General features: G+C 58.2%; 5 protein-coding genes. 3 read left to right on the top strand and 2 right to left on the bottom strand.

The window, feature by feature from the left end:
* Positions 1-893: 893 nt before the first annotated feature.
* A complete protein-coding gene (locus AiwAL_RS17430) occupies positions 894-1,424 on the top strand; it encodes a flavin reductase family protein (RefSeq protein ID WP_262313177.1) in 531 nt (176 codons plus the stop codon).
* Between the two features lie 8 nt (positions 1,425-1,432).
* On the opposite strand, the gene AiwAL_RS17425 is transcribed toward AiwAL_RS17430, so the two are convergent.
* Positions 1,433-2,092 (bottom strand): Crp/Fnr family transcriptional regulator, encoded by a 660-nt coding sequence (locus AiwAL_RS17425; protein ID WP_262313176.1) that lies wholly within the window; start codon positions 2,090-2,092, stop codon positions 1,433-1,435.
* Positions 2,093-2,208: 116 nt separating this feature from the next.
* Between AiwAL_RS17425 and AiwAL_RS17420 the strand changes: the two genes are divergently transcribed.
* Both AiwAL_RS17420 and AiwAL_RS17415 read left to right on the top strand, forming a co-directional pair.
* Entirely contained in the window at positions 2,209-3,429 is a 1,221-nt protein-coding gene (locus tag AiwAL_RS17420; protein WP_262313175.1) for an acyl-CoA dehydrogenase family protein, read from the top strand.
* Between the two features lie 36 nt (positions 3,430-3,465).
* On the top strand, positions 3,466-3,879 hold the full coding sequence (locus AiwAL_RS17415; protein ID WP_262313174.1) for a RidA family protein: 414 nt from the start codon (positions 3,466-3,468) through the stop codon (positions 3,877-3,879).
* A 1,087-nt stretch (positions 3,880-4,966) separates the two neighbouring features.
* On the opposite strand, the gene AiwAL_RS20460 is transcribed toward AiwAL_RS17415, so the two are convergent.
* Positions 4,967-5,209, bottom strand: coding sequence for an RES family NAD+ phosphorylase (locus tag AiwAL_RS20460; protein WP_408851875.1), 243 nt, complete (start codon positions 5,207-5,209; stop codon positions 4,967-4,969).
* Positions 5,210-5,384: the final 175 nt, after the last annotated feature.

The following is a 5,384-nucleotide window of genomic DNA, read 5'->3' as shown; positions in this document are numbered from 1 at the left end:
AGAGGTTGCAGAGGGTTCGTTTACGGGTCTTGGCGCCCTCGCGATAACTTTCGCGCAGCAGGATCGCCGGGAGAGAATTCCGGTTGGGAACCGCCTCAATATACATGTCTTACGATATACACAATATCCCCTGACAAGCAAGTTATTCTTTATAATTACATGGGCGCGTTTTCGGGGCGATTCGTGGTCTCAGTCGGGTATTTTCAACGACTTACGAGAAAAACAAATCGGAAGCTCGGCTTAGTGTCTGGCCATGATCTTTCTATTCTATATCAATGAGTTGCGGCAATTACGTATCGCAGTGTCCAGGTACGGAACGAATAAAACCCAGCAATTTCAATGGAGTCGCCAAACCAGCTGAACTGGGCCCCGAAAATGGGACCACCGGCTTAATTGGACGAGGCGCCGCTCTGTCGTGGTAAACGGAGCGGATTATGAGCAAAACCAGACGGACGATTGATGCGGCATTGAAGGCGAAGATTGCCTTGGAAGCGTTGCGTGGGGCAGCTTGTAGAGTTTCCCCTCCGCGCGCTGCGGGTCAGGCACATCCGTCAGGATGTCGAGCAATGGGGTGAATGTGGTCATGGCAACCTCCGAGTCGGTTGCCGTCCCAAGAATCCGAGATCGGCCGCCTCGGGAATCCCCCCGACACCCATCGCCTCACTTTGCGACATCCTGTTGCATATCGGACTCAATGAACCGTCAGTTCAGAGGGTTGAACAGCCCTGCGTATCCCCTCACGGTTGCCGTTACGTATCCAGCGTGGCACCGCTCCAGTAGGCCCGCTGTATCTGCGGATACATCTGCTACTTTGTGCTGCTGGATACAGCGGATACCCGATCCGAACGGTAGGAACGGCCGTCTCGAAGGCCTAGCTTACGGAGAGCGGCAGCATGAACGGGGATACCGCCCAAGCTTTTCGGACGCTGTTCCGGAGGCTGACGACCGGCGTAACGTTGATCGCGGTTGCAGGGGAAGCCGGACCGACCGGCATGACCGTGAATTCGCTCACGCCGGTGAGTCTCGATCCGCCGCTGCTGCTGTTTTGCGCATCGCTGACGAGCGCGACGGCAAAGCGAATAGACACCGTTGGCGCTTTTTCGGTCAACTTGCTTTCAGCGAGCCAGCAGGACGTCTCGACGCATCATGCCGGGAGACCTCTCCAAGTGCCGACATGGCGCTGGCGGGAGACCGAATGCGTGCCGTGGGTCGAGGGAGCCAACGCCACCTTCCGCTGTCGGCTCGTCGCGGAACATCCCGGCGGGGATCACCGCATCCTCATCGGTCAAATCGACGAGATGTTCGGCCCGGCCACCGCGGCGACGCCGCTTCTCTATCACGGAGGAAAGTACGCTCGCCTTTCCTACGACGAGCCGGACCAAACCGGGGGGCAGCACATCGACGAATTTTGGTGGACCGGCTGAAATCGCAATCAGGCGTCGAGATCCTTGGCGAGGATGGTGTAACCATCCTCGCCGGACAACATTCCCTTATCGCGCAGCCGACCGAGCGTCCGTGTGACGGTTACGCGTGAGGTCCCGGTCATCGACGCGATCTGTTCGTGAGTGAGATGTGTCAGAATCTTCCGGCCTCTTTCGTGATCGACGGCAAACATCCTGCTCAACCGGCTGAGCAATTCGAGTATGCGCTCTTCAGGATCGTTGGAGACGAGGTGCTCCAGGCGCAGCGCGAGAATCCGCTGCTTGAGACTGGTCAGCCTCAGCAGGGCCAACGCGAATTCGGGGTCCTGCCGCATCAACGCTTCGATGTGGGCGGCATCGAATTCCAGGGCTTCAGTCGCTTCGACGGCGGTCGCCGTCGAGAACCGCGGCAAGCCGTCGAAAGCCGCACCCTCGCCGCACAGAGCGTTCGGTCCCATATTTTCCAGCACCACCTCGGTGCCGTCCCGCCTGAATATCGATACTTGGACGAGACCGGACTTCACGAAGTAGAAGTGGGTATTGACCTCGGCCTGCCGGTATAGTTGTTCGCCTTCGGCGAAACGGCGCAGCCGCACCTTCCCTTCGAACGATTGCAGCTTGGCCGCGAGCGCGTCCGTCATGCGCCAGGTCGCGGCGGGCTTCTTCGCCATTCGTGCCCCTCCTCTGATTCCTCGAAAGGAACGACCAACACGTATCCGGCGATACAGCAAAGATGCCGCCCCCGCGATACTCCGTTCGTATGATAGCGCGAGAGGAGGCAATCGCAATGGATTTGGCTCGGCGGACCACAGTCCCCACTTCGATGGAAGCCGGGGCCGAAATGGTACTCGAACGAACGGCCGCCCTTGTGCCATGGCTCAGCGAGCAGGCCGCGCGGGTCGAACAGGCTCGGCGGATACCGGACGACGTGGCGGAACGCCTGTTCGAGACGGGATTGTTCAATTTGACCCGGCCCTCCCGCTTTGGCGGGCTCGGCGTATCGCCCCGCTTCGCCTGGGAGGCAACGTTCAACGTCGCCCTCGCCTGCTCGTCCTCCGCATGGCTGGCTGGATTGACAAGCGCCAACATCATCATGCTCGGAAAGTTCTCGACCGAGGCACAACGAGAGATTTTCGCGCCCGGCGTCTCGCCGATCGTTCCCATGCTAACCGGCGGTGTGGGTCAGGATATCGAGATTGAAATTGTCGGCGGTGGTATCTCATTGAGCGGACGGTGGCGCTATGCGTCTGGCGTCGATGTTTCGGATTGGCTTGGTCTCCTGATCAACATTCCCAACGGAAGCGGCGCAACGACGCCTCATGTGGTACTCGTTCCTCGATCTGAATTCGTTATTGACCATCATAGCTGGCGCGTGATGGGCATGCGCGGCACTGGGAGCAAAAACATAAATCTTGGCAGGACATTCGTCCCGGCGCACCGGTTCATGAACTGGGCCGAATTGCAGGCTGGCAACAAGCACCCAACTTGCCCGAATAGCGAGCCGCTTTACGACTTTCCGCTAAACACTGCGAACGCGATGTCCGTCCTGGCGCCGACGCTCGGCGTGGCGAGCGCGTGCAGCGAAGAGTGCATCAAAATCATGCGCGGCCGCGTCAGTTCGGGCAACCAGCAAGCCCAGATCAACGACAAGATCGCGCAGGTCGATGCGGGCGGCAGTGCGGCGACCATGAGTCTTCTGCGCGATTTCCTGCTTTCCGAAACCATGATGATCGAGGAACGCATCGGTCATGCTGGCGTTCTCACGCCGGAAGAACGCGGGCTTAGCCGCACGAAGATCGCTATCGCTTCGCGACAGGCGCTCTCTTCGACGCAGCGGCTATTCGCAGCGCTCGGCGGTTCCCTCCTGCCGGAAGGCACACGGATCGAACGCCTGTTTCGCGACATCCACGCAATGAGCTCTCACTTCCTCCTCCAGCCCGAACCGATCTCGGAGGCCTACGGCCGCCTCCTGCTCGGTCTCGAACTGGCGTCCGGGACACGCCTCTAACATCTACAAACCTCAAGAAGAACGCGAGGACTCTGAATGACCAAAACCGTGTACAGCTCGACAAATCCGATTTTTACCGCCGCGGGCGGCGGAACGATCTTCGACAAATTCCAGTACTCGTCAGCAGTGAAAGCTGGAGATCTGGTTTTTGTTGCTGGACAAATTGGGCTCAACCCCGACGGATCAATCCCGGAAAAGGCCGAACAGCAGTTTGTGAATGCCTTCGAACGTTTGAAGCTCGTTCTAGCGGAGGCCGGGTGCCAAATGAGCGACTTGGTCGAACTGGTTTCCTACCACGTCGGTGTCAACGCGCATCTCGCCGATTTCGCGAAGGTCAAGGCCCAGTACGTTCCCGCCCCCTTTCCAACCTGGACGATCCTCGACATCGCCGGCCTTGCCCGCCCAGGTCTGATCATTGAAATCAAGGCGGTTGCCGCCGCCAAGAACTGAACGCAATCCGTTTCCTCCCAGACTGGGTCGGGATCAAGGTCGATCCCGACCGCTTTTCTTTGGTTCGTTTCTGCTCGATGAGCAAATAAGGTCAGCTCTCAGAGGCAAACGCGGGCTGCACCGTCTATCGGCTAACGCAATTCGAGCCCACGGGCTGTTCTAATGCCTGCTTGATGAGGGCGGAGACAACCGTCGTGGCTCACTCATCCCCTCACATGGGGTTTCGTTGGTCAAGATGATTTATTTGTTCTTCGAGCATTCTCCTGAGCGGTCGGATCCTGAGCGTGAGCCCGTCTTTGCCATGCAGCCTTGATGGCCGCATCACCTCACATCCGGTCGAGCTGCGTGGGCTCGGACCATAATCCCTCATGCACGAGGGCATCGGGCTCGGGTTGGCGTTCACCCCGTGCTGCAATGCCACGCCCGCAAGCGATACCCCAGGCCGAAAGCACGCCTCGATCAAGCGTTCCTTGCTGGCCGGATCATAGCGCCGACGCCCATCGCGCCTCACGCCCGTTATTTCCAGACCATGCGGTCCAATCCGCTCCATCATAAGTATCCACCTCCCGTAAGTGGACACCTATTCCCAGCAGCCCGCCACCCGGCCTAGGTGCGCCGAAATTCGCGCTTACATAAGACTCCGGCGCAACGCTGCGTGACCGCCCTCGCAACAACCAGTCGATGCTGGAGCTCGACAAAACGCCGCCCGTACAAGCAGTTATGCTTGCGCGGGCTGTTGTCAGATTTGGATTTCGAGTGAGTTATAACGAAAGTGGTTGCGGGGATAGGATTTGAACCTATGACCTTCAGGTTATGAGACGGAACGTCATTAAATTTTCTCAAACATATTCTTCGATGTTTCGAAATAGCATGCGCACTGCCCTAAATAATACACTTAGAAACCCTCGATCGTTCCGATTTCTGTTAAAAAATGCCTTAATTGACCAAGCTAAACACAACGCCCGCACCATTCAACACGAGGCATACTTAAAGTACCCATTGGCAGCCAAAAACCCGGGCTGGCAAAAAGACGCCGCTTCACAAAATGCGCGTGGACATATTCGGCTTTTGTCTGTCCCCGCCCCCTTCAGAATTCCTTCACCCGAAAAACCTCTCCGGTCCCCGCATCGCGGACCAGATCAACGCGAACACCATCCCAGTGATAATCAAGGTGGCGCCCTTGCATAGGTGCCGTGGCTAGGTCCGGGTAAAACAGCCCTACACAAACACCGTCAGGATCGCGCCTGCTGGGGTAGACCAGCCCCTCAGATCCGCTGCCCCGCAACGCCGCGGCCAATTGTTGCGCCATAGTGTAATCATCCGGGTCCAGTGCGGATGCGAATGCAGCAATCCCGCCCCGCAGGTCCTACGGGATTCACACATTTGACTGGGTAGCGAGGACGAAGCCTGCGGCCATTGAGGCGAACTGTGCCCATCCGGCTCGCATGGTTTTTGGCCCCGGTGGTTTATAGTAACAATTCCAGCCACCGAGTCGCGCGACGATC

This window comes from Acidiphilium sp. AL (assembly GCF_025499445.1).
Classification (GTDB): Bacteria; Pseudomonadota; Alphaproteobacteria; order Acetobacterales; family Acetobacteraceae; genus Acidiphilium; species Acidiphilium iwatense.
Note: the sequence above shows the minus strand (reverse complement) of the source record. Positions and strands in the feature narration are given on the sequence as shown.